The organism is Mesorhizobium sp. M0051 (assembly GCF_040323235.1).
Classification (GTDB): Bacteria; Pseudomonadota; Alphaproteobacteria; order Rhizobiales; family Rhizobiaceae; genus Mesorhizobium.
This window is the reverse complement of the sequence record NZ_JAMYUT010000025.1, coordinates 48,717-72,327: the sequence shown is the minus strand read 5'-3', so window position 1 is coordinate 72,327 and position 23,611 is coordinate 48,717. Positions and strand designations below refer to the sequence as shown.

Annotated in this window: 21 protein-coding genes; 17 read left to right on the top strand and 4 right to left on the bottom strand. The window is 59.4% G+C overall.

Annotated features, from left to right (window positions below):
- The first annotated feature begins 48 nt into the window (after nt 1-48).
- The 16 genes from NKJ90_RS23535 (at nt 49) to NKJ90_RS23460 (ending at nt 16,657) form a co-directional block, all read left to right on the top strand.
- Nucleotides 49-369, top strand: a complete 321-nt coding sequence (locus NKJ90_RS23535; protein ID WP_352486896.1) for an iron-sulfur cluster assembly accessory protein — start codon at nt 49-51, stop codon at nt 367-369.
- Nucleotides 370-806: 437 nt separating this feature from the next.
- Nucleotides 807-1,973 carry a cysteine desulfurase NifS gene (nifS, locus tag NKJ90_RS23530; RefSeq protein ID WP_352486895.1) on the top strand — a complete coding sequence of 389 codons (1,167 nt, stop codon included), beginning with the start codon at nt 807-809 and terminating at the stop codon, nt 1,971-1,973.
- A 25-nt stretch (nt 1,974-1,998) separates the two neighbouring features.
- Nucleotides 1,999-3,207, top strand: a complete 1,209-nt coding sequence (gene nifV, locus NKJ90_RS23525) for a homocitrate synthase (protein WP_352486894.1) — start codon at nt 1,999-2,001, stop codon at nt 3,205-3,207.
- Nucleotides 3,204-3,584 (top strand): nitrogenase stabilizing/protective protein NifW, encoded by a 381-nt coding sequence (gene nifW / locus NKJ90_RS23520; protein ID WP_023736300.1) that lies wholly within the window; start codon nt 3,204-3,206, stop codon nt 3,582-3,584. Before nifV ends, nifW begins: the two co-directional genes overlap by 4 nt.
- A 187-nt stretch (nt 3,585-3,771) precedes the next feature.
- A complete protein-coding gene (locus NKJ90_RS23515) occupies nt 3,772-4,623 on the top strand; it encodes an electron transfer flavoprotein subunit beta/FixA family protein (RefSeq protein ID WP_352486893.1) in 852 nt (283 codons plus the stop codon).
- Between the two features lie 17 nt (nt 4,624-4,640).
- Nucleotides 4,641-5,750: an electron transfer flavoprotein subunit alpha/FixB family protein gene (locus NKJ90_RS23510; RefSeq protein WP_023766900.1), complete on the top strand. Its 1,110-nt coding sequence runs from the start codon at nt 4,641-4,643 to the stop codon at nt 5,748-5,750.
- A 9-nt stretch (nt 5,751-5,759) separates the two neighbouring features.
- Nucleotides 5,760-7,067 (top strand): FAD-binding protein, encoded by a 1,308-nt coding sequence (locus NKJ90_RS23505; protein WP_023766901.1) that lies wholly within the window; start codon nt 5,760-5,762, stop codon nt 7,065-7,067.
- A gap of 11 nt (nt 7,068-7,078) precedes the next feature.
- Nucleotides 7,079-7,378, top strand: coding sequence for a ferredoxin family protein (locus NKJ90_RS23500; RefSeq protein ID WP_023678245.1), 300 nt, complete (start codon nt 7,079-7,081; stop codon nt 7,376-7,378).
- Between the two features lie 179 nt (nt 7,379-7,557).
- Complete coding sequence (gene nifA / locus NKJ90_RS23495; protein ID WP_502904934.1) at nt 7,558-9,321, top strand: nif-specific transcriptional activator NifA; 1,764 nt, start codon at nt 7,558-7,560, stop codon at nt 9,319-9,321.
- A gap of 239 nt (nt 9,322-9,560) precedes the next feature.
- Nucleotides 9,561-11,039: a nitrogenase cofactor biosynthesis protein NifB gene (gene nifB / locus NKJ90_RS23490; RefSeq protein ID WP_352486892.1), complete on the top strand. Its 1,479-nt coding sequence runs from the start codon at nt 9,561-9,563 to the stop codon at nt 11,037-11,039.
- 31 nt (nt 11,040-11,070) lie between these two features.
- Nucleotides 11,071-11,265, top strand: a complete 195-nt coding sequence (locus NKJ90_RS23485) for a 4Fe-4S dicluster domain-containing protein (RefSeq protein WP_023672218.1) — start codon at nt 11,071-11,073, stop codon at nt 11,263-11,265.
- 92 nt (nt 11,266-11,357) lie between these two features.
- A complete protein-coding gene (locus NKJ90_RS23480; protein ID WP_023784680.1) occupies nt 11,358-11,678 on the top strand; it encodes a nitrogen fixation protein NifZ in 321 nt (106 codons plus the stop codon).
- Nucleotides 11,675-11,887: a putative nitrogen fixation protein NifT gene (gene nifT, locus NKJ90_RS23475; protein WP_023678250.1), complete on the top strand. Its 213-nt coding sequence runs from the start codon at nt 11,675-11,677 to the stop codon at nt 11,885-11,887. The genes NKJ90_RS23480 and nifT overlap by 4 nt, the downstream gene beginning before the upstream one ends.
- A gap of 33 nt (nt 11,888-11,920) precedes the next feature.
- Nucleotides 11,921-12,814: an SIR2 family NAD-dependent protein deacylase gene (locus tag NKJ90_RS23470; RefSeq protein ID WP_352486890.1), complete on the top strand. Its 894-nt coding sequence runs from the start codon at nt 11,921-11,923 to the stop codon at nt 12,812-12,814.
- An 83-nt stretch (nt 12,815-12,897) separates the two neighbouring features.
- Entirely contained in the window at nt 12,898-14,742 is a 1,845-nt protein-coding gene (locus NKJ90_RS23465; RefSeq protein WP_352486889.1) for an ABC transporter ATP-binding protein, read from the top strand.
- 22 nt (nt 14,743-14,764) lie between these two features.
- Nucleotides 14,765-16,657, top strand: a complete 1,893-nt coding sequence (locus tag NKJ90_RS23460; protein ID WP_352486888.1) for an ABC transporter ATP-binding protein — start codon at nt 14,765-14,767, stop codon at nt 16,655-16,657.
- Between the two features lie 600 nt (nt 16,658-17,257).
- Here the strand turns inward: NKJ90_RS23460 and NKJ90_RS23455 are convergent.
- From NKJ90_RS23455 to NKJ90_RS23440, 4 genes are all read right to left on the bottom strand, one after another.
- The gene (locus NKJ90_RS23455) at nt 17,258-18,298 is read right to left on the bottom strand and encodes an LLM class flavin-dependent oxidoreductase (RefSeq protein WP_352486886.1); all 1,041 of its coding nucleotides are present in this window, start codon (nt 18,296-18,298) and stop codon (nt 17,258-17,260) included.
- 89 nt (nt 18,299-18,387) lie between these two features.
- On the bottom strand, nt 18,388-19,527 hold the full coding sequence (gene hisC, locus NKJ90_RS23450; RefSeq protein WP_352486885.1) for a histidinol-phosphate transaminase: 1,140 nt from the start codon (nt 19,525-19,527) through the stop codon (nt 18,388-18,390).
- 219 nt (nt 19,528-19,746) lie between these two features.
- Complete coding sequence (nifA, locus tag NKJ90_RS23445; RefSeq protein WP_352486884.1) at nt 19,747-21,501, bottom strand: nif-specific transcriptional activator NifA; 1,755 nt, start codon at nt 21,499-21,501, stop codon at nt 19,747-19,749.
- A 1,134-nt stretch (nt 21,502-22,635) separates the two neighbouring features.
- Nucleotides 22,636-22,884, bottom strand: a complete 249-nt coding sequence (locus NKJ90_RS23440; protein ID WP_023813721.1) for a DUF2188 domain-containing protein — start codon at nt 22,882-22,884, stop codon at nt 22,636-22,638.
- 138 nt (nt 22,885-23,022) lie between these two features.
- On the opposite strand from NKJ90_RS23440, the gene NKJ90_RS23435 reads away from it, so the two are divergent.
- Entirely contained in the window at nt 23,023-23,604 is a 582-nt protein-coding gene (locus NKJ90_RS23435; RefSeq protein ID WP_352486883.1) for a mobilome CxxCx(11)CxxC protein, read from the top strand.
- The last annotated feature ends 7 nt before the right edge of the window (nt 23,605-23,611 follow it).

Here is a 23,611-nt window from a genome sequence, read left to right as displayed (position 1 = left end):
CATGCAACGTGATGCGCAAGCAGGTCCCGGACTGAGGAGAATGGAGCCATGATTACGCTCACCGACAAAGCTGTTGCCGCCTTCAAGACTGCTCTTTCCCGCGCCAGCGAGCCGGCGGAAGGCTTTCGCATCATGGTCGAGAGCGGCGGCTGCGCCGGCTTCAAATACTTAATGGGCCTGGAGAGCGTGTCGCGCGAGGGCGACGCGATCACTGGCACAAATGGGATCAAGCTGTTCGTGGACGCGGGTTCCCAACCACATGTCGCCGGCATGACCGTTGACTTCCTCACCGGGCTCGAATCTTCCGGCTTTGTCTTCGATAACCCCAATGCGCGCGAGAAGTGCGGCTGCGGCAAGTCGTTCAGTTAAACGCCCGAAGCGCCTGTGCGGCCGACAGACTGATTTTGCGGCAGAGGAGACTTATATGGCCGGCACGACAGATGTCCCCGTCCTAAAGAACAAGGAAAACGGATCTCGGGACCGCCATTCGCTTCCGGTAGGGTGCAAAGAACGCCGCCTCCCGAAACAGCTCGGGTCCTGGTGTCACCCGAGCTGCTTGCGGACAGATCGCGCTGCTGTGCCAAATTCGGCTCATCGAAGACCTTATCGCGTTCGGGCCGTCCTTACCTGCGGGCTGACGGCGGCCACTGCGAACATGTCCATCTCGACGGAGATCCGGTCTGCGTCAAACACTCCGGGCGTCTGCGCGGGCTGCCAGTTCAGGCCCATTATCATCAACGGCATGCGCCAGAGGCTCAACGAGTCGGTCCGCGCCGCGTCATTCTGGTCAACTGAGGATCGCACCTATGAAGCCTGTCTACCTCGACAACAACGCAACCACACGGGTCGATCCTGCGGTCCTGCAAGCGATGTTGCCGTTCTTTAGGGATCAATTCGCCAACCCTTCGTCGGCGCACGCTCTTGGCGCCTCAGTCAATGCGGCGGTGACAAAGGCGCGGAGGCAGTTGCAAGCGCTGATCGGCGCGGAGTTCGACGATGAGATCACCTTCACCTCGGGTGGGACAGAAAGCGACAATGCAGCGCTTCTTTCAGCGCTCGAGGCGGCGCCCAACCGAACCGAGATCGTTACGTCCGCGGTCGAGCATCCCGCCGTGCTGACGCTCTGCGCGCATCTTGAGAAGACCCGCCGCGTCAAGGTGCACAGGATCCCGGTGGATTGTCGTGGCCGGCTCGACCTCGACGCCTATATGGCCGCCCTCACACCACAGGTGGCAATCGTATCAATAATGTGGGCGAACAACGAGACTGGTGTGATCTTCCCCGTGGCCAGGCTTGCCGAGTTGGCCAAGGAAGTGGGCGCCCTATTCCATACCGATGCTGTGCAGGCGGTCGGCAAGCTTCCGATGGACCTGAAGTCGACCGCAATCGACATGCTGTCGCTCTCCGGCCACAAGCTGCACGGGCCGAAAGGGATCGGCGCGCTTTTCGTAAAACGTGGCGTCAATTTCCATTCGCTGATCAAGGGGGGTCACCAAGAACACAACCGGCGTGCTGGCACCGAGAATACGCCCGGCATAGCCGGGCTCGGCACGGCGGCCGAACTCGCCTTGAAATTCATGGACGACGAGACCACACGGGTAAAGTCGCTCCGCGATCGCCTGGAGGGCGGGATCCTCCAGCGCATCCCAAGCACCTGTGTCACTGGTGATCCCCTGCAACGGTTGCCCAACACCGCGAACATCTCCTTCGAACATGTCGACAGTGATGGAATTCCACTTCTCCTCAGCCGCATTGGCATCGCGTGTTCCTCTGGCTCGGCCTGCACCTCCGGCTCTCTGGAACCAAGCCATGTCCTAAGCGCGATGAAAACGCCGCACGCGGCAGTCCGCTTCTCCTTGGCGCGGGACAACAGCGAAGAGGATATCGACCGGGTGCTCGAGGTCATGCCGGCAATCGTGGGGAAGCTGCGCAGCTTTTTCGGTTCTGGGCCGGGTAATCCGGTCTATGCGTGAGCGGCAGAAGAATAGGCTGCCGGTCATGACCCGTCATGTCTCTCTCAACGATACGACCTTGCGCGATGGCGAGCAGGCGCCGGGCGTAGCCTTTACCACGACGGAAAAGCTGGAGATCGCTGAGTCTCTTGCGGCGGCCGGCGTGACAGAGATCGAGATCGGCACGCCGGTCATGGGCGTCGACGAGATCGAAACAATTCGCGCCGTGGTAGCGAGGCGTCTTCCGGTTCGCCTCATGGCCTGGTGCCGGATGACGTCGTTGGATCTCGATGCAGCGATCGAGAGCGGCGTCCAAGCCGTCAATTTGTCGCTGCCTGCGTCGGACATCCAACTTGCCGCCAAGCTCGGCCTCGACAAGGCGGGAGCGCTCCAGGTCATCGATCATATGGTCAGGCGCGCCGCCGCCGCCGGCTTCTTCGTCGCGGTGGGCTGCGAGGATGCCTCGCGGGCCAATCGGGATCATCTCGCCCGCGTCATCGAGACGGCCGCACGCGCCGGCGCAAGCCGCGTCAGGCTAGCCGACACAGTCGGTGTTCTCGACCCGTTTTCGACCTTCGAACTTGTCGCCCAGCTCGTGGTGCAGTCTCCAATCGACCTTGAATTTCATGCGCACAACGATCTCGGACTTGCTGGCGCCAACACGCTAGCCGCGATCCGCGCAGGCGCGCGCCATGCCTCCGTCACCGTCCTGGGGCTCGGCGAGCGTGCGGGCAATGCCGCGCTGGAAGAGGTGGCCGCCGCGATGGCGGTCTTCGGCGGCGCAGATACCGGCATCGAGCTGACCGCATTGCCCGGCCTCGCCGCCGAGGTGGCCTGGGCCGCCCGCCGGCAGACCGCGGCCACTAAGCCGGTCGTCGGCGCCGATGTTTTCACCCACGAATCCGGCATTCACGTCGCAGGGCTGCTGAAGGACTCGCGTACTTATCAGGGGCTTGATCCGGCTCTGGTGGGCCGCTGCCGGCGGATCGTCATCGGCAAGCATTCCGGCGCCACTGCGATTGCCCATGTGCTGAGCGAAAGCGGTCGCGATCTCGACCCGGATCTGGCAGCCGCGATGGTGGCCCGCGTCCGGCGCGAGGCGGCCGAGACCAAATCGACGCTCACTGCAACTCAACTGGTCGAGCTCTACGATAAAATGTGCAGCGAGGCGTCCCTCTTCGAGCTGTGCGGGTCCAGGTCAGCCGTGCGCGCGCGCGCAAAGGCCACAGTTTTGCGACCAGGGAGAATGCAATGAATTGTTCCGCTGACAGCCGCCCCATCGATGTCACAGACATCCTCGCACGACTGAAGCGCCTGTCGGCCGCGGAGGAGTTCTTCTCAGTCCTTGGCGTCTCCTATGACCCCAAGGTGCTGAATGTCTCGCGGCTCCATATAATGAAGCGCGTGGGCCAATACCTTGCCGAAGAAGATTTCTCCGGTCTGCCCGACCAGGTGATTGCCGCGAGGGTGCGCGCGACGCTCGAACGCGCTTACGAGGACTTTGCGATTTCCTCGCCGCTCACGCATCGGGTCTTCAAGGTGCTCAAAGACCACGATCCGAACAAACCTGCCGCGCCGGGTCACACCTTTGTCCCGTTCGACTCGGTGCTGAAGCGGTTCGGACGGGAATGAGCGGCGACAAGGGTTGCGACGCGACAATGTCGAGCAGCCGACAAATCCGGTCATCACCACAGCGCCGTCAGAAGCAACCAGCCGAAGTTGTAGGAAGGGGGCAGCGCAAGAGACTTGGCACGAATTATGCGGATCAAGGAGATAACCGCAATGCCCGCACCCGGACAGGAGCCTAGAGAAACCGCCAATGCACATCGTAATCTGCATCAAGCAGGTGCCGGACTCGGCACAGATAAGGGTCCATCCGGTGACGAACACAATCATGCGCCAGGGTGTTCCGACCATCATCAACCCTTACGACCTGTTCGCCCTCGAAGAAGCGCTCAGACTGCGCGATGCCTATGGCGGGCAAGTCACTGTGCTCACCATGGGTCCGCCCATGGCAGAGGACGCGCTGCGCAAGGCGCTCGGCTACGGCGCCGACCGAGCGGTGCTCTTGACCGACCGCTATTTTGCCGGCTCCGACACGCTGGCGACCTCGTTCGCCCTTTCCCAGGCAATCGCGAAGGTCGGCGAGACGTTCGGCACGCCAGACCTCGTCTTCACCGGCAAGCAGACGATCGATGGCGACACCGCCCAGGTCGGGCCCGGCATCGCCAAGCGCCTCGGACTCCTGCAACTGACCTATGTCGCGAAGATCCCCTCTATTGACCTTGCTGCAGGCGAGATCAAGGTCGAGCGCCGCTCCGAAGGCGGCACACAGATGCTGAAGAGCAGGCTGCCTTGTCTCATCACCATGCTAGAAGGCACAAACGAGATCCGCCGGGGCTCGATCCACGACGCCTTGTGCGCCGCGCGCAGCCAGGTCTTGAAATGGAGCGCGGCCGACGCCGGCATCGAGGATCTCACCAAATGCGGCCTGCGCGGCTCACCGACGGTCGTCAAGCGTGTTTTCGCCCCTGCTGCGCGAGCTGAAAAGGCGGCACTAATCGACACCGCCGAGAAGGCCTTGCGCGATGTCGCTGACGAACTCATCACCGCAATCTTCACCCGCCAGCCGGCGCTGGAACATGAGCTCGCCTTCAACGGCGGCGCGTGACGGCAAGGAGTAAAACGATGTCGACCGCGAACCGAGAAACCCCTCGCCCTGCCGCCGGCCGCGCCGGCATAAAGAAGGAGCTGCCCGCCCATTTCAAGGACTACCGGCACGTCTGGGTTTTCATCGAGCTCGAACGCGGCCAGGTCCATCCCGTATCATTCGAACTGCTCGGCGAAGGCCGCAAATTAGCAGACAAGCTTCAGGTCCAGCTTGCAGGCGTCGTGCTCGGACCGCCGGGAGAGGCCGTCGGGAACGCCGTTGCCGAAGCATTCGCTTATGGTGCTGACCTTGTCTACATCGCCGAGGCGCCCCTGCTCGCCGACTATCGGAACGAGCCTTTCACCAAGGCGATGACGGATCTGGTCGATACCCACAAACCCGAAATCCTTCTTCTCGGTGCCACCACACTCGGCAGGGATCTTGCCGGCTCCGTGGCGACGACCTTGCAGACAGGGCTCACGGCCGACTGCACCGAACTCGATGTGGATACCGACAGTTCGCTCGCCGCCACGCGTCCGACTTTCGGCGGTTCCTTGTTGTGCACGATCTATACGCTCAATTTCCGCCCTCAGATGGCGACAGTGCGGCCAAGGGTCATGCCCATGCCGCAGCGGACGGATAAACCGGTCGGGCGTGTCATCCGGCACAAGCTCTCGCTTGCCGAGGACGAGATCGCTACCAAAGTCCTCGGCTTCCTGCCGGACAATCAGTCGGCAAAGGCAAACCTTGCCTATGCCGACGTCGTGGTTGCGGGAGGCCTTGGTCTTGGCGCGGCGGAGAACCTGCAGCTTGTGAAGAACCTCGCGCGAGCAATCGGCGCCGAGCATGGCTGTTCGCGCCCGTTGGTCCAGAAGAGCTGGATGCCAGCTGATCGGCAGATCGGCCAGACTGGCAAGACCATCCGGCCGAAGCTTTACATAGCGGCCGGGATTTCCGGCGCCGTCCAGCATCGGGTTGGCGTCGAGGGGGCGGATCTCATCGTGGCCATCAATACCGACCCGAACGCGCCGATTTTCGATTTCGCTCACCTCGGAATCGTCACCGACGCGATCCGCTTCCTGCCTGCACTGACGGAAGCCTTCACCCGGCGGCTGTCGCCCCACAGTCGCGATAAGCTTGCGAGCTAAGGGACGGACATGATCGAGGAAAACTTCGACGCCATTGTTGTTGGGGCAGGCATGTCCGGAAACGCAGCTGCTTACACCATGGCCAGCCATGGCCTAAAGGTGCTGCAGTTGGAGCGCGGTGAATATCCGGGCTCCAAGAATGTCCAAGGTGCCATCATGTACGCGAACATGCTGGAGAAGATCATCCCGGATTTCAGGGACGATGCGCCTCTCGAGCGGCATTTGGTTGAACAGCGGCTTTGGGTGATGGACGACACATCCCATACCGGGATTCACTATCGGTCGGACGACTTCAATGAGGCCAAGCCCAACCGATACACAATCATCCGTGCCCAGTTCGACAAATGGTTTTCGCGTAAGGTGCGCGAGGCCGGCGCGACGGTTCTGTGCGAGACGACCGTGACGGAGCTCATCCGTGACGCCAAGGACAGGGTGATTGGCGTGCGCACAGACCGGGCCGGCGGAGCCATCTACGCGGACGTGGTCGTTCTCGCAGAAGGTGTCTGCGGACTGCTTGGCACGCGAGCCGGCCTGCGGCAGATGCCGAAGCCACAAACCGTGGCGCTCGCCGTTAAGGAAATGCATTTCCTGCCCGAAGAGGTCATTGAGCAGCGGTTCGGCGTCAAGGGCGATGAAGGCTGCGTGATCGAGGCGGTGGGCACGACCTCCCGCAGCATGGCCGGGCTCGGCTTCCTCTACACCAACAAGGAGTCGATCTCACTGGGCATTGGCTGCCTCGTCTCCGATTTCGCCGCGATGGTCGAGAGCCCCTACGTTCTCCTCGACGCCTTAAAGAGCCATCCTTCGATCCGGCCGCTGATCGCCGGCTCGGAAGTGAAAGAATATTCCGCACACCTCATTCCCGAAGGCGGCTACAAGGCTATTCCGCAGCTCTTTGGCGATGGTTGGGTCGTGGTCGGCGATGCCGCGCAACTGAACAACGCCATTCACCGCGAGGGTTCGAACCTCGCCATGACCTCCGGCCGCATCGCGGCTGAGGCAATCATCGAGGTCAACAGCCGCAACGCTCCTATGACCAAACGAAATCTCGCTCTTTACAAAGCCATGCTGGACAAGTCCTTCGTGGTCAAGGACCTAAAGAAATACAAAGATATGCCGGCCTTGCTCCACACCAATTCCTGCAATTACTTCACAACTTATCCGCGGTTGATGTCGCAAGCCGCGCAGAACTTCATGCGTGTCGACGGCACGCCGAAGATCGAGAAGGAAAAGGCGACCACGGCGGCCTTCATCAAGGCGCGCTCGCGTTGGGGGCTGCTCAGCGACGCGGTCCGCCTTGCATTGGCGTGGCGCTGAAGGGAGACGAAATGACGATCGCAGTGACAAAGTCACGTGTCGAGGACAAGCTTTACCAGAACCGCTACTTGGTGGATTCCGGCCGTCCGCATATCAAAGTGCGACCGCACGAGAGGCCAAGCGCGAACTTGCTCGCGCTTACCCACGTCTGCCCGGCGAAATGTTATGAGTTGAACGACAAAGGTCAAGTGGAGATCACTGCTGACGGCTGCATGGAGTGCGGCACCTGCCGGATTTTGTGTGAGACCAGTGGCGAGATCGAGTGGAACTATCCACGCGGCGGTTTCGGAGTCCTCTTCAAATTCGGATGACCGACGCACGCACGTATTAAGAGGGTTGATCTTGATACAGTTTAGGTCTCGCCCAACGCCAAGTCTATCTTCGTTGCTTCGATCGTCGCTTTGACGAAGAGAAGCTCGTGAATACTGTGCTTTCAGAATTCAGATAAAAAAGGAGGAGCACTCTGGACCACAACCCCTGAGGTGTTTCCATGACCCACGGACCGCAAGATCGGGTCGACGAGGTTGGACCTCGGGAGACCCGCCCTGAACCGCCCATCAAAAGCATGCCCCAATCAGATATCGCGCTCAGAGGACTCTACGAGATATCGAAGGTGCTGACCGCCCCCAGCGAGCTGGAGTTTACGCTCGCCAATGTCGTGAACGTCCTGCCTTCATTTCTGCAGATGCGTCACGGAGCAATCGTCGTCCTGGACGCTGAAGGAGAGCTGGAGATTGCCGCGACTGCCGGCAATACCCACGTACGTCATTCAGGCACTCGCCGCGTCATACCACAGGCCGTAACAGATCAAATCGTCGCTACGGGGACGCTGCTCTTCATACCGGACGTGCGCAAGTCCCAACTATTTCAGGCTGACCTTCAAACGTCTTCGAGCATCGGAACCATCCCAATTGCCTTTATCGGTATCCCGCTAAAGGCTGATCATAAGATCCTTGGGACATTGTCGATCGACCGCGCCGGAGACGGCGCCACCGACTTTCGCGACGACGAGGACATTTATTTCCTGACGATGGTCGCCAACCTTGTCGGCCGGACCATCCGCCTCCATCGCGCCCTGAGTACAGATCGTCAGCGGTGTGGCCATGAGCAATCGGGACCGGAGAAATCGCCCAACGAGGGGAGGACCTACGGCCCTGCCCGGCATGCGGATGCCAAAATCGACGGGATCATCGGGGAAAGCCCCGCACTCAAGCAGGTGCTCGAAACCGTCTCGGTCGTAGCAGGGACCAATTCCACCGTGCTTCTGCGGGGTGAAAGCGGCACCGGCAAGGAATTCTTTGCGCAGGCCATCCATAAGCTCTCACGTCGGAGGAAGAAGTCTTTCGTCAAATTGAACTGCGCCGCACTGTCTGAAAGCGTTCTGGAGTCAGAACTGTTTGGGCATGAAAAGGGCGCTTTCACGGGTGCTATCTCCCAGCGCGCCGGTCGTTTTGAATTGGCAAATGAGGGAACGCTGCTACTTGACGAAATCGGCGAGATTTCGCCGGCCTTTCAAGCCAAGCTGTTGCGTGTCTTGCAGGAAGGCGAGTTGGAGCGAGTCGGCGGCAACAAAACGCTACAGGTCGACGTGCGCCTCATATGCGCCACCAACAAGGACCTCGAGACGGCCGTCATAAAAGGGGAGTTCAGGGCCGACCTTTATTACCGCATTAATGTCGTGCCAATTATCCTGCCGCCGCTCAGAGAGCGACCCGGCGATATTCCACGCCTTGCGAACGCCTTCCTCAACCGGTTCAACAAGGAGAACGATCGCGCACTAGCCTTCGCGGCGCCGGCGCTTGACCTGATCTCGCAATGTTACTTCCCTGGTAACGTCCGCGAGCTGGAGAACTGCGTCCAAAGGACGGCCACACTTGCGCGCTCAAGGACGATCACTCCATCCGATTTCGCCTGTAAAAAGGGCCAGTGCCTTTCCTGGCTCCTCTGGAAGCGAGCCGACCGCTCGAATGGCGGCAATGCCATCGACGATCTCGCACGGGTCAACGCAGTGCCGGTCGGATTGCGGCTGCCGGCCAGTTGCATCGGTGCCTCCGCAGGCAAGATATCTCCCCTTACGGCCGGCGATCCGAACGATCCCGCTTGTCCCCCGCGTCTGGCGGAACGCGACCGGGTGATCGACGCGATGGACAAGGCCGGTTGGGTTCAGGCCAGGGCGGCTCGTATCCTCGGCCTCACGCCGCGGCAAGTCGGCTACGCCCTGCGTCGGCATGGTATCGTGGTGAAGAAATTCTAGACGTCGTGATGACGTCAACCGTAAGCAGCCCGGAGTGGTCTCGCTCACACTCTGCGCGCCCGAGGCTGCTAGCCTCGCGACCCTATTTGCTTGTCCACTGTCGTAAGCCCGACAAAGGTGTGTCGGAGCAATCCGAAGGAATCTGACACGACAAGCCTATTCGTGAACCGAAACAGCTCTTTGAGCTGGCATAGCTCTTGCGCTTTGAACTGCGACATCACGCAGCAACGGAGCCGTTCATGTCTGCACCGGCAATTTCGCTTGAGAGCCTCAGCACGACATTCGGTGACCAGTTGCTTGGCACCATGAAACCCGGGGGCTGCGCGTCTTCGTCCTGCGGCTCGTCGACAAAGCCCGACGACACGGATCCGGCTGTCTGGGAGAAGATCAAGGATCACCCCTGCTTTTCAGAAGAGGCGCATCACTATTTTGCGCGCATGCACGTCGCGGTCGCGCCGGGCTGCAACATCCAGTGCAACTACTGCAATCGCAAATATGACTGCGCCAACGAAAGCCGGCCTGGGGTGGCCTCCGAAAGGCTGACGCCCGACCAGGCGCTACGCAAGGTGATCGCGGTCGCCAACGAGGTGCCGCAGCTCTCCGTGCTCGGCATCGCCGGACCGGGCGACGCCTGCTACGACTGGAAGAAGACGAAGGCGACCTTCGCCAGGGTCGCCAGGGAAATCCCAGACATCAAGTTTTGCATCTCCACGAATGGGCTCGCGCTGCCGGACCGTGTCGATGAGCTTGCTGACATGAATGTCGATCACGTGACGATCACCATCAACATGGTCGACCCTGAGATTGGTGCAAAGATCTATCCTTGGATCTTTTACGACCATCGCCGCTACGTCGGCATCGAAGCCGCCCGGATCCTGCACGAGCGGCAGATGTTGGGCCTGGAGATGCTGACCGCGCGCGGCATCCTCACCAAAATCAATTCGGTGATGATTCCTGGCGTGAACGATAAGCATCTGATCGAGGTGAATAGATGGGTCAAGGAGCGAGGCGCGTTCCTGCACAACCTCATGCCGCTGATTTCGGACCCGGGACACGGCACGCATTACGGACTGAGCGGGCAGCGCGGCCCAAACGCAATGGAGATGAAAGCTCTTCAGGATCGTGTCGAAGGCGGCGCCCAGTTGATGCGCCACTGCCGGCAGTGCCGGGCAGATGCCGTCGGCATGCTTGGCGAGGATCGTGGCCAAGAATTCACGGCCGACCGGATTCCCGGCGAGGTCACCTACGATGCCAGCAAGCGTAACGCCTATCGGGAGCTGGTCGCGCAGGAGCGCCGTGATCACGTGGCGGCCAGAAGTGAAGCGATCGGATTGGTCAAGGCAGCGAGGCCCGGCAAATCCGTCCTCTTCGCGGTGGCGACCAAGGGCGGCGGCCGCGTCAACGAACATTTCGGCCATGCGAAGGAATTCCAGGTTTACGAAGCCTCGCCGAGAGGCATCAGCTTTGTCGGGCATCGCAAGGTCGAGCAGTATTGTCTCGGCGGCCGGAGCGCAGAGGCCACCCTCGATGGCGTCATCGCAGCGCTGGAAGGCGTAGACATCGTGCTGTGCGCCAAGATTGGAAATTGCCCGCAGGATCACCTCGCGGAGGCTGGAATACAAGCGACCGATGCTTATGCCCATGACTATATCGAGACCGCAATCAGTGCGATTTGCGCCGCCGCATCTGGAACTCCCGCACTCGCGGCGACGGCCTGAGCTGTCTCATTCATTCGGACCAGGAGTTAAAATGGCTTTCAAGATCATCGCATCCCAATGCACCCAATGCGGCGCCTGCGAATTCGAATGTCCTTCCGGCGCGATCAAGTTCAAAGGCGAGAGCTACGTGATCGAGTCACAGAAGTGCACCGAATGCGAGGGGGTCTTCGATGCGCAGCAATGTGCCTCGGTATGCCCGGTGCCGAAGACCTGCGTTCCTGCGTGACCACATGGCCGACATGGTTGGGGCTGCCTACGCAGGACGCCTGGAACGCCTTGTTCACAACCTGCAGCCGCAAGAGAAATCAGGGAACGGACATGTCGCTCAGACGCGAAGAGGAGATCGAAATCCGCAGGCCGCCACGATTCATGCCGGGAGAGCGGGTACGTGCTACTCGCCACATAAAGAATGACGGCACCTATCCTGGCAGGGAGATCGGCGAAAATCTCGTGCGGAAGGGCGATGAGGGATATGTGCGTGACATCGGCACCTTTCTCCAGCAGTTCTTCATCTATGCGGTCGAGTGGATCGACCGTGGCACCGTCGTCGGCATGCGAGCGCGTGAACTGATGAGCCTCGACAAAGCCGAGGCGTTCTGCAGTGCTGAAAGCAATTCCAATGAAGGGACGGCCAGATGAAAGTCATGATCCGCAGGACCGATGCTGGCTTGTCGGCGTATGTCCCCAAAAAAGACCTCGAAGAGCCGATCATCAAGCTCGAGAAGGAAGAGTTGTGGGGCGGAACGGTCACGCTCAGGAACGGGTGGCGGCTCCTCCTACCCGATCTTCCACGGGATACGCGTCTGCCGATCACTGTCGAGGCAAGGAAGGTTTCCGAAGAGGACTGATGCTGCCCCTAGGTGCGTCGCGAGGAAACGAGCATGAACACGATCCTGACATCGGACCACCTCGTCATCGTGCGGGACAGTTTTGCCGATAAGCTGCTTGACTTGGCGAAGGAAGCGCTCGCCGCCGATGAGGTGATCCCCTATCTCGGTCCGGGTCTTCTTGGGTTGAACTGTGCGGAACCACCAGTGCCGCATACTCCGGAGGTCGTTGCCGCGGCACTCAATGCACGGGCGCCCGCCCCTTCCAGGATCCGCACCAATATGTGGTCGGTTGCGCAGTTCATCGAACAGCGCCGGCATCGCCGGACGCTTCAAGCTTGGATGACCGAGATATTCGCAGCGCCGGTGAGGCCAACCCTCCTCCACGCCTGGCTCGCAAGGCTGCCGCTCTCCCTCATCATCGACAGCTGGTATGACAGCGCGATGCGCACGGCTCTCGTGGAGACCGGCCGAACGGACGTCGTTGAGATACAAGGCGTCACGCGGGCGAACGAAATCGGCAACATTTGGACGAAAACCTACGATTTGTCCGGGAGGGAGCTCGACGCTCGATCGGGGGCAAAGACGGTCCTCTATGCACCTCACGGGAGTAGTAGGCCCTCGCAAAACTTTCTCGTCGCAGATTCCGACTATGTCGAAGTCCTGACCGAAATTGATATCCAGACACCGATCCCAGACGTGGTGAAGGAACGGCGCATCACCCGTGGATTTTTCTTCGTTGGCTGCCGCTTCAACGATCAGATGCTGCGCACCTACGCCAGACAGATCATGAAGCGCTCCTGCGGTCCCTACTGCACTGTAATGGACGCGGAAACCCTGACCAGAAACGAAGCGCGTTTCCTTGCGGCAAGCGGAATCACGGTGATCGACATGCCACTTAGTCAAGCGGCGGCTCGGCTTCTGGGAACGGGCACGGCTGCAGGTTGAGGACGGGATTAAATGGCGGTCGCCTTTGATGATGCGTCCTTCGGCTTTCCTCGAAGGCGCAAAATGCAGTCGGGAATACACCCGTGAACAGTGATGCTGTCGGCAGCGCAACGAACGCTCTGAATTCGTTGACCCATGTTGAAGCGGCCCGCTGGGGCCGGGATTTGAGTACGCTGTTGCGCATAACGCGTATGAATTTTCGGCATCCCTGGCAAGTCGCCTTCGCTATGGGCTCGACGATCATGGCGGCAATCCTCCAGTTGCTCATTCCCCAGCTTCTCGGCCGGGCTGTCGACCAGGCCCAGACAGCCATCGGGGGCGGTGTCGCCGGGAGCGCGGCAGGACAAGCGCTCTGGACCCCGGCTCTCCTGCTGCTCGCCGTCAGCGCGCTACGCGGCCTTTTCACGATGGCGCAGAACTATTTTGCCGAAGCCGTCGGGCATCATGTCGCGTACGAACTGCGGCTCGCCTACTACGACAAGATCCAGCGTCTCAGCTTTTCCTTTCACGACCGGGTCCATTCAGGCGATCTGATCACCATCGGAATGCTCGATCTCCAAGGCGTGCGGATGTATTTTTCCACCGCGCTCGTTCGCGTGGTCCTGCTCACCATGCTGATCGGGATCGGCGCCTACATGATGATCTCGACCGATCCCATGCTCGGCCTGGTCGCGCTGAGCTTCGTGCCTTTTGTCGCCTGGCGCTCATCGACCACACAGCTTAGGCTGCGCGCCACCTGGCTCGACCTCTATGAGCGCCTTTCGGTACTAAGCCGCGTGATGAAGGAAAATCTCGCAGGCATCCGCGTGGTCCGCGCTTTTGCGGCTCAATCCTATGAGATGCTGAAGTTCGACCGCGCTTCCAAGACCGCGCTCGGCCTCGCCAAGGATCTCGTTGACATCTACGTACCCAGCACGTCGGCGATGACCTTGTCCTTCTTTTTCGCAATGGGATTGGTGCTTTGGATCGGTGGCAACAAGCTCGTCGCTGGCGAGATCAGCGTCGGAACGATGGCGACCTTCCTGACCTTCATGACCATCCTGCAAATGCCAGTCCGCCAGATCGGCCTGATGGTCAATGCCTTTGCCCGCGCTTCCAGCTGCGGTTCGCGGCTTTTCGGTCTCCTCGATCAGGAGATCACGATCAGGGATGCTCTCGAGGCCAGACCGCTTGAGATAAGCGTCGGCACTCTGCGCTTCCACAATGTCTCATTTGCGTACCCCAATGTCGAAAACCGCGCCATTCTGAAGAACCTCAGCTTTGAGGCCCGGAGAGGCGAGACGATCGCGATCGTCGGTCCGCAGGGTTCCGGCAAATCGACGATGGCTCATCTGATCCCCCGCTTTTACGACGTGACCGGTGGCGCCATCACGTTGGACGGCCAGGATATACGCAATGTCACCCTCGAGAGCCTTCGCAAGGCGGTTGCCGTTGTACAGCAGGATGCGTTCCTATTCACCACCACGATCGAGAACAACATCGCTTATGGCGACCCCTGGGCGAAGAGACAGCGAATTGAACACGCTGGCGAATTCGCCCAGCTCCACGACTACATTCTAGGGCTCCCAGCAGGGTATGAGACGGTCGTGGGAGAACGCGGCGTCTCTCTCTCTGGCGGCCAGCGCCAGCGTCTCACGATTGCCCGCACCATGATGCTGCGCCCCTCTGTCGTCGTTTTCGACGACTCGATGGCCGCGATCGATGCCGGCACCGAGCAGCGCATTCGCGCGGCGACGCGGCGCTTCGCCAAGGATCGGGTGACGATCATCATCGCGCACCGGCTGAGTGCGCTTATGCATGCCGATCAGATCCTTTTTGTGGATAACGGCGAAATCGTAGAACGCGGCAAGCATGAAGAGCTTCTGGCGAAGCGGGGACGCTACAAAGCCCTTTACGATCTCCAGACGCGCCCAGGTGATATCATATGACCCAGTATGGGGGCGCCCGCTGATGGACCAAGGCCCCGGCGAACTCGAAGCCGAACGTGACGACGGCAGACGCCCTCCGCGCGCGGTCGTCGGCTCGCACCGGATCGAGGAGGAGATGTTCGGCCGGGCTTTCGACAAGAGCATCCTCCGCCGGATCTGGGGCTTCGTCCATCCCTATCGGGCAAAGGTAGTTGTCACGATTGTCGCGATGCTGATCTTCACCGGGACGCAGCTTCTCATCCCCTTGATCATCCGCTACGCGATCGACAACGGCATGAACCCGGCAGGGAGCGATCGCTCAGCCCAGCTTGCGGCCGTCGGCGCGTTCCTTTCGGCGATTTTGGTCAATTTCGCCGCCGGTTACATGCAGGAAACCTTGGATGGGAAAATTGCCGAAACTGTCCTGTTCGACATCCGCCGCGCCATGTTTGGCCATCTGCAAAAGGTTTCGCTCTCTTTCATGGACAAGACTGAGGTCGGACGCCTGATGTCGCGCCTGCAAGGGGACGTTAACTCCATACAGGAGTTCCTGGAAACCTCGGTATATTCCCTAGGCGATGTTGCACTTCTCTTCGGCATCGTATTCGTAATGCTGTGGCTCGACTTTCGCCTCGGCCTCCTGACGCTGTCGGTTCTGCCGATCCTGGTGATCGTCCGCATTGTCTGGCTGCCGCGCGCCCGCGACGCCTTCATGGCTGCACACGAAACCAATTCCGTCGTCAATGGCGCGCTGGCCGAAGCCATTCACGGCGTGCGGACCATACAGTCGATGGATCGCCAGCAGGTGAATTTCATTCTTTTCGACGACCGGGCCCATGCCAACCTCAGGACCCAACTGATCGCTGCCAGATATGCACTGGTCATGGTGCCTATCGTCGATGGCCTCACCGGCCTCGCCTTGGCCGCCGTTATTGTGGTTGGCGGCTCGATGGTCGTGAATAGCCGTGTAGATGTGGGCGTGTTGGTAGCCTACCTGTTTTACATCCAGCGCTTCTTTGACCCGATCCGCTCACTCACCCTGCAATATTCGATCATGCAGCGCGCCATGGCCTCAGGCAAGCGCCTGACCGATGTGCTCGACGTCAAGATCGATGTTCAGGACAAACCCAATGCCGAGGTGCTTTCGCCCGAAATGGACGGCTCGGTCGAGTTTAGGCACGTCACCTTCGGCTACGATCCGAACCGTTCGGTTCTGAAAAATGTCTCCTTCAGGGTCAATCCCGGCGAGACGGTCGCACTGGTCGGACCGAGCGGTTCTGGCAAATCGAGTGCGATGGCCCTGGTCCACCGCTTCTATGATGTTCAGCAGGGTCAGGTGCTGGTCGGCGGGCATGATGTGCGCGACCTCACCCAGGAATCGCTCGGCCGCCAGGTCGCCATGGTGCTGCAGGAGCCATTCCTGTTCACCGGGACGGTCTTCGAGAACATTCGATACCAGAAGACGGACGCCACGCGCGACAAGGTGATCGAGGCGGCGAAGGCGGTCGGCGCGCATGACTTCGTCATGAGCCTCGCCGACGGGTATGAGACCCAACTTGGCGAACGCGGCGACAACTTATCTCTCGGCCAGCGCCAGCTTATCAGTTTCGCCCGCGCCCTCGTCGCTGACGCCAAGATCCTCGTGCTCGACGAAGCGACCGCCAACATCGACAGCTACACGGAATTGCAGATTCAGAAGGCTCTGATCAAGCTGCTTGAAGGGCGGACTGGCCTCGTGATCGCCCACCGTCTCGCCACGATCCGGGGGGCCGACCGCATCATCGTGCTTCAGAATGGCCAAGTTGTTGCGACTGGCAACCACGATGAGCTAATAGCTATGGGCGGCCTGTATTCCAAACTCTACTATCTCAACTACGCCTCCTTCGACGACATTCCCGAACACGAGACCACCGTCCAAGTTGGCTCCCAGACCTGAGTTTTTGGCGGCCTTGTGGTAGTGGCGTTGACTTTCGGGCGTGTCGGCGGACCACTCAGGCCACCGCAGACGGCTAGCAGGCAGCATTCAAGGACAAGCACTCCTCGCAGTTCGTGAAGACCGGCTGCGAACGATTTCCTCCAGCATCGTATCCCGACCGCAGTGCACCCCCATCATCGGGCGAGCTCGCTCCTGGTGGTGGCTGGGGGTAGCAAAGCCGCTCGCGAGCGCGCCCTCAACAGCGCCGTAGCGAGTGGCGGCTTTGCTACCGCCGGGCCGCTGATGAAGCTGGAGGCGCCGCACCGACGCCGCCCCAGGCGAGAAGAACCTCTGCGGCGGGCTATGGCGACGGGTAGCGCGAGCGCGACGAGCAGACGCGTGCCTGCATCGTGACGCGCTCGGCCATCTCTCCTTAGGATCATGCAGGTTCACAAGATGGCCCAGACGCCAGCCAACGCACAAACCTGGTATTCTGTGCCGCCGGCTCGTCGTCAGTTTGGCCTCCCTCCCGATTCCCCGTCCCCACCACGTGCACGCTAGAGCACGTGGATGTGAGGGAGCGCTGTACAACGATTCAACCTCAGACTGCGAATTTCATGGTCAGCCAAATCGAGCCATGATTTCGGATTGAATGGTCGTCGCGGTGTACAGGGAAGCATCTAGTGGCAGATTTCCAAATGCCAGTTGACAAAGCAGGTAGTTGGCACCTGCCACTTCCAACTGACCTAACAGAGCTTTTCGCACAGATTCTGCTGATCCTACCACGCACAATTCACTCTCGACTGCCGCATCGAAGGTCAGCGGCAGGTTTGGTGGAGTGGGGATAGCGTTAAGCTCGTAAAGGAATTGGAAGCTCTTGAGCCAGCGTTCGTAAGCAGGTGCCGCGAGCGAATAGGCATGTGTGTCACAACGCCCAACCACGACCATGCGGAGCAGTCCGATAAATTGCGCCTGATCCCCCGCGCCAGCGTTGTCCTCTCGATAGGCGCGGAACGCATCAGTAGTTTTGCGAACAGAAGAGGAGGGTCCTACACACGCGATATTTGTTCCATTCGCAGCCGCCCAAGCTGCGGACTCGGGTCGATTGGCAGCGACCCATGTCGGCGGATGTGGACGCTGATGAGGTCTTAGCGTCAAAGGAACGTCGTTGAGATCAAAATGGCGGCCTTGATAGCATAGCGTGCCGACCTTCATCGGATTAACAAGTATTTCCATGAGGATTTCGCTGGCTTCGGCATAACGGCCCGGCACCGCGTCCGCACCGATCCCGAAGTAGCCCAATTCGATCGGGAGAGCACCGCGCCCTATGCCCAGTTCGAGCCTGCCACCGCTCAACTGGTCCAGCATACAGATCTCTTCGAACGCACGCAGCGGATGATAAAGCGCAAGCAGCATCACCAAGGGTCCGAGACGCAAGCGCCGGGTGCGCTGGGCGACGCTCGATAAGAACAGATTCGGCGATGGACCTCTCCCATGGGGAGTACAGTGGTGTTCTGCGAGATGATAGGCATAGAACCCCAGCTGATCGCACGCCTCTGCTAACATCAGGCGATCTTCGTATTGCCGACCGATGTCGCGGCCATCCTCGTCCAGATGATCGAAGATGCCGAACGCTAAGTTTGAAGGAAAGACGTTTGTCACTCGATAAGTCCCCGATTTTAAAAGCAGGCTGTTCTCTTGCTGGGATGACCAAGCAAGTCGGAAGAGATGTGTGTGATCGCCGATTAGCGTCAGCGTAACGAAGAAGCAGAGCCTGACGCTTCCCTGCCCTTGGAGCTTGGCACCGTTAAGCTTCCAGCAATGTCGCCAGCGGCAGCAAGAAATACATCCATCTGCTCTTTTGTGCCGATGCTGACGCGGATGCAGTGTTCCAAGCCTTTGTCCGGAAAAAACGCGACAAGTATCTTTTGCCTTTCCAATGCTGCTTGCCACCATGAGCCGTCCTGTCCCGCGGGCACACGGGCCAGCAAGAAATTTGCGCGGGAGGGCGTTACGGAAAATCCGAGTTGCGACAGCGCGAATGTCACTCGCTCTCGTTCATCCTTGATGTGCTTGTGGTTCTCTGCGTAGGCGCCGCGATGCGCAAGCACGCTGATACCAACGGCATGCCCGATGACGTTCATGTTGAAGACGTTCTGGATGTTTCGCAGCCTGCCAATAATTTCAGGGTGACCGAAACCGAAACCGACGCGAATGCCGGCGGCGGCATAGCTTTTCGAGAATGACCTCAAGATCAGAACGTTCGGATACCGGTTGATAAGACGCAGGCCATGATCGGGTGCAAAGTCGACGTAGGCTTCATCAAGGACAACCAAGCGGTCCGATTGTGCTACGAGGCGTTCGATATCGCTTATCGGGAGGAATGTTCCGGTCGGATTGTTTGGATTGGCCAACATAATGAACTTGGCGTCTTTTGCCGGACCGGAAAGCAATTGCTCCATTGGAAGGGAATGAGCTTGACATCCGATTTCGAGAAACTCGGCGCCCTGAATCATGGCAAGTTTGCGGTTGAACGAAAACCCTGGCGACATCATCGCAACCTTGTCGCCAGGCGCGAGGAAAGCTCTGTAGATGAGTCCGAGCAGTTCAGACGACCCGTTGCCTGCGATGACCTGATCCCTGGAAACGCCATAGGTGCTGGACGCCGCTTCCCTCAAGCTGATGTTATCGTCATCCGGATATAGATACTGGCACTTGAGGGCCGCCACTGCACTTTGCATTATGATTGGCGGCAACGGAAACGGGTTCTCATTCGTATTCAGCTTGACAAAATTTCCGTCCGGCGCTGGTCCGTTGGACGGCAGAGCATCTAACTGTCGCGTCACTGGCGGAAGAGCCGAAAGCACAGTTTGCAGTTTTGCATCGGACATATTTAACTCCGTTTCAGTCACACAGGGGGCATCCGTATGAGCTCGCAACGAGAGCAACATGGCGGACAGGATTGACGATGGAAGCGTTGCCTCTCACACGATGGTCGCAACGCAGACACGGGAATTCGGCCAGGCTGTCCTCGGTGAATCGAGTGGACGCGGACGCGGATCTGCATCGCTGCCGCAAGGCGCTAAGCAGCTCAGCTCATCTCCTCGGTTTCAGATACGCTTGATCTCGACGCCGTATTTCCTTAGCACGTAGCCAATCTGGCGCGGGGTCAGTCCAAGGAGGCGCGCTGCCTTTGCCTGCACCCAGCCACATCTTTCCATGGCAGCAATGACACGCTCTATGTCGGGGTTCCTCGCGCCAATTGGGTGTGTTGCACCGGCACGCGGGACTGTAGTCGCTGCCGCATCCGGCGGCGTGGCCGGATTCGCTGACTCCGGCAGGATCGGCGCTGGTTGCAGCGCGGCCATGCCCGATCTGCACTTCCACAGCGCCTCGGCAAAGCATTGGCCTTGGGAGCAGGCAAAGTCGTTTCTCCCGATTGAGAGTCCCTCGGCCAGGATCGCTGTCCGGTGCACGCAATTTTCAAGCTCGCGAATGTTGCCGGGAAACTCACATTTCATCAGCACTTCAATCGCACGCGGGTCGAAGGTGAGCGTACAGCCGTTCTCGTCGTTGAAGTTCTTTAGAAACTCAGCTGCGAGGAGCGGAATATCGCTGCGCCTTTGGCGCAATGCTGGTACCAGCAAGGGGACCACGTTGATGCGGTAGTATAGGTCGGCGCGGAACTCATTCCTTGCAACCGCCTCTTCCAGGTTCCTGTTCGTGGCGGCAATCACGCGAACATCGACCTTGATGGTCTGATTGCTGCCGACGCGCTCAAACTCCTGCTCCTGCAGCACGCGCAGTAGCTTTGCCTGGAACGAGGCCGAGATCTCGCCAATCTCATCCAGAAACAACGTCCCCTTGTCAGCGAGCTCAAAGCGCCCCTTGCGGGAATTGAATGCGCTTGTGAAGGCACCCTTCTCATGACCGAACAATTCGGATTCCAGAACTGTCTCTGGGAGCGCTGCACAATTGAGTTTAACGAAGGGCCGCTTGGCGCGCGGCGACAACTCGTGAATTGCCTTGGCAGCCAGCTCCTTTCCGGTACCGGACTCGCCTCGCAACAGAACGGTGGTTTTTGCCTTGGCTACGACCGCGATCTTCTCCAGCAGCGCGCTTATCGCCGGACTGTCACCAATCATCCCCTCGACATGAACCTTTTTGCGTCGGGGTGCAGGGTGCTTAACACCAGAAAATTTCGTTTGCAGCCGGTCTTCCAACTCCGGCGGTCGCTCGCGGTCGCCCGCGGAGAAACGATGCAACTTGACTGTCTGTCCCACCATGTTGGCAATCATGGTGAGCAGTCGGACATCGTAATCGAGCCGATAGCTTGACCTGCTTTCCAAAGCCCTGTCCATAGTCAGCGCGCCTACGGCGTTCCCATCAACACGAATGGGAACGCCGATGAAGGACACGGTGTCGGAGGCCCCAAGCACCTCGATGTCAGCGGCAGTGAAGGCCGGATGCATCGCTATGTCCTCGGCGATGAGCGGCGTGTCCGTCGTCACAATCTGATCGATGGCGTTGCGCGGCACGCGCGACCGGGAGGGCTCATTGCTGTTCGTGTCGCAGTCGCTGGCCACGGTGATGTCCAGTCCGGCCTCAGCATCGCAGAGAGTGATGATGCCGTGCCGCATCTGCACTAACGAGTGCAGGAGATCAACGACCTTGGCCAACGTGAGTTCGAGCCGGGCGGGACCGGTGAGTATTTTCGATATTTCGAAGATTCCGGTGAGGGCGCGCTCGTGCAATGCCCCATTCGCAGGATTCGTCTCGGACGTTGGACAACCCCTTATCGCATCCGGCAGCGATATGCCGCACTCGCTGGCATTTTGTTCTGATTTGCGAATGTTGTGGTGCATGTGATCCTCGATCTCGCGCCATCAAACGTAGGCCGGCGGCATGTGCGCCCGCGACGTCGCGAGCAAGCGCGAAAATACTCCGACGTGAACTCGTGCCGCCGCCGTTTGGTCGAGTGCAAAGCGGATCGAACCCTGATGCATCGCTTGGCTCTCCCCTCCACGAATCTTGGCCATGGTCTCGGCTTGCACCAAGGCAACCACACGTTGTTTTCAACAGACTGGAGCGAGGCGGGATAGTCAATCGAGCTTTCTTTCATTCGTGAAAGGAAACCTCGCGGCATATGATAGAATTCATCAATTCTGTTTTTGCCGTTGAACGACGGAAATACTTGCGCCGGCGATGCGGTGCCCGAGCGGCTGACCGCGCCGAGTGTAAATGCCGGGCCGTGCCATTCACCAGCGCCCAGGAGGGGCGGGAGCGATAATAACCGCCAACGACACTGGTCGGTTGCGGCAACCGCCATTTTTTTCTCGAGTTGATCATGCGGCGGCGGTGTCGCGTGTGAAGGCGCGAAGCTGGCGTCGAGTACGGCTTCGTAGGCGGTGCCTCGCAATTTCTGAATCGCATCGTCGTGGTCAGCACCAACGGCGTCAATCTCTACGTCTCGACGTCGCGCGGGAGCGTTGCAAAGAGCACAGCAATTCTCCGCTCTGATGCCACCGATGAAACCGCGAGCCAGAGGGATCGACCGGCAGCACTCTGTCAGTGAACATCAACGGGTCGTGCTGGACCCTCGTCATTCCCGCCTTGTGCCAACGCATTCATCCCATCATGGGTGCCACGGGTAGTCAGGGAAAGCGAAGCTCTCGGCCTCCTCTAGACCAACGGATTTGCGCCATGTGGCGCAGGCGTTCCGGCGAGAGGAACTCGCCTCTTACAAAAGGGATTGTCACACGATGTCCGGAAGCCCGTCAGGGGTTCGCTAGAGCCGTGGTCACAACCGCGGCGGAATGGCCGGAACGGAGGTGCCTGAGGAACACGCAAGGGCAGGATGCGTCGATGCTGAAAACCTATACCCGCCAAGCGAATTGGCGTAGTGCCAATTCAGGCAAATATGATGCTCACCTGCCGTGCAGGCAGGCGACCTGGAAAAGCAACCGTATTAGGCCTGCGGCGTCGCAGCGTGGAAGCCATCAATGTTCTTTGTCTTTCGGAGGATTGGGATCGTTACCGCCGCCGACCGAGTCCTTGCTACGAATTTTTCCGTCGCGGCCCTTCACCGTCAGTTCGCCACCGCCCTGATTGGTGATCTTTTCCTTGGCGGATTGAATTGCGTCCTTCTGCGTATCATGCACGAAGCCGCGATCGGCGTCATTTCGTCTGTCTACCCACTTTTTGTCGGCAGGGCGCTGATAAACGGTTCTGTCAGGCTTCTTTGTCATGAAGATTTATCCTCTGTGAATAGCAGTAAAGTACGGATAATTTTTCCATTCACAACCTACCGTGCTTCACTTCCACATGTTATTCGAGGCGGCCGACCGGCAGTTCCCGCTGAGTTAATGTTTTGTCATCGAGCCGACATGATCACTGAAGCTGAGATGCGCACAAAAGCGTGGAATTCTGCGCTGAACTGCCATGGCACATATACCGTTTTTTCGCGCCGTCTGAGGCGACTTAAGCTTCTTACGAGGCTGCGCGATTTCTGGGCGTTCGCAATTCCCATCATTCTTGGCGCTATTGCGGGCTCAGACGCATTCGGACTGCCAGCGACTTACCTGACGGTGCTTAAGATTGGTCTCGCGGTGGCCGCCGTAATCCAACTGCTTTTCGCTCTTTGGGCAGTCTTCAGCCGATGGGACGACGATCTGGCCTATAGCTCACGTGCCATGCGCGATTCATATGAAATGGAGGAGGCCTGGCGTGCAATCGGCGAAAGTCGAGTCGACGATATCGCTCTCGAATTCAGGATGCGGACCGATCAACAAAAAATCATAGATTCCCATGATATCGAGAAGGACATAACGTCCGAAGAAAAGAACCTAGGCATGCGAAACGGGCTGATCGAGTATCGAAGGTTATGTGCGGTGTGTAACGAAATCCCCATTTCTCGACGTTTGCGTTGGTGGCCAAAAAAGAAATGCGCCGTTTGCGGCGGAAACTAAATAAGGA